The organism is Paenibacillus sp. OSY-SE (assembly GCF_000283315.1).
Taxonomy (GTDB): domain Bacteria; phylum Bacillota; class Bacilli; order Paenibacillales; family Paenibacillaceae; genus Paenibacillus_B; species Paenibacillus_B profundus.
Window position 1 is genome coordinate 1 of record NZ_ALKF01000012.1, and the last position, 1,271, is coordinate 1,271.

Sequence of the window (1,271 nt, forward strand, 5' to 3'; positions counted from 1 at the left end):
GTCGTAACGCACAGCATCGAAGAACAAGTCCCAAAAGGAAGCTCACGAATCATCCCCGAGATGAAATTCACCACGTTCCGGTGCTCCACGACTACCCCTTTCGGCGTACCGGTCGTTCCGGAGGTGTAGATGACGTACGCGCTGCCAGATGGGTCTATCTCGACGCCAACGGGCGCGGAAGAATACCCTGCCAGCTCCTCAGCGGAGGAGAAGAAGATGGTATTGCCGCCGAGGTTTATTTCGTCACTTATTTCGTCACTTACTTGGTCTGCCTGGTCTTCTGTTTGCCCTGGATGCTCTATCAGCTCTTTCACCAACGAATCATCCAGACACAATACATGACGCAGCGATGTCTCTCGGAAGCTGAATAGGGTATCCGTGTACGCCGCATCCGTCAGCAGAACCTGGATTCCAGCATCCCGGATCATCCCCCCGATGCGCTCCTCCGGCAGAACCGGGTCTATCGGAACATAAGCTGCCCCGGCCTTCAGGATACCGAGAAGTCCGGCGATCAGTTGCGGCGAACGACTCATCAGGACGCCTACACAGTCTTCGGCCGTTACGCCGTGCGCCCGCAGCCATTGAGCGATACGATTGGCCTGTTCCTCAAGCTCCCGGTAGGTGAGCTGCCGCTCTGCGCAGACAACTGCCAGACTATCCGGCGTCTTCTCCGCTTGTTTCTCGAACAGGGAAGGTATGCTTGCCTCTTCAGGAATCTTCACCTTCGTGTCGTTGAACTGTACGAGCAATTGCTCCCTCTCGGCCGTCGTAAGCAACTCGAGCTCTTGTACCGGGATGTTCGTATCCGCTACGATCTGCTCCACGATTCGCAACAGGTGCCTTTGCAGACGCTCCATCATTTCGCGTTCATACACCTGCGCATTGTAGTCAAAATGAATGGTCATTTCTTCTCCTGGCATAATCATCACATTCAGGTCATAGTTGGTCTGCTCTTCCGCTTGAACTCCGGTAATTTCTAGCCCTGCCGTATCTCCCAACAGACCTGCGTGCTCCTCCACCGGGTAATTTTCGAACACCAAGATGTGGTTAAACAATTCCCAGTTTTTTGTGCTTTGGGCCTGGATTTCATGCAGCGGATAATAGTCGTAGGCTTGGGAAGCCAGCGCTTGCTCCTGCGCTTGTTGCAGCACACGGGCTGCGGTTTCTCCAGCCTCGCACTTCACCCGGACCGGAATCGTATTGATGAACAGCCCGATCATCCCCTCCACACCGGGAAGGGCTGCCGGTCTTCCGGACACCACGCTGCCGAA

At 55.1% G+C, this 1,271-nt stretch carries 1 protein-coding gene; it reads right to left on the reverse strand.

Annotated elements, in window-relative coordinates; translation table 11 throughout:
* Positions 1 to 1,271, reverse strand: a 1,271-nt coding sequence (locus tag A372_RS32525; RefSeq protein ID WP_157259369.1) for an AMP-binding protein, incomplete at both ends; no start/stop codon positions are given.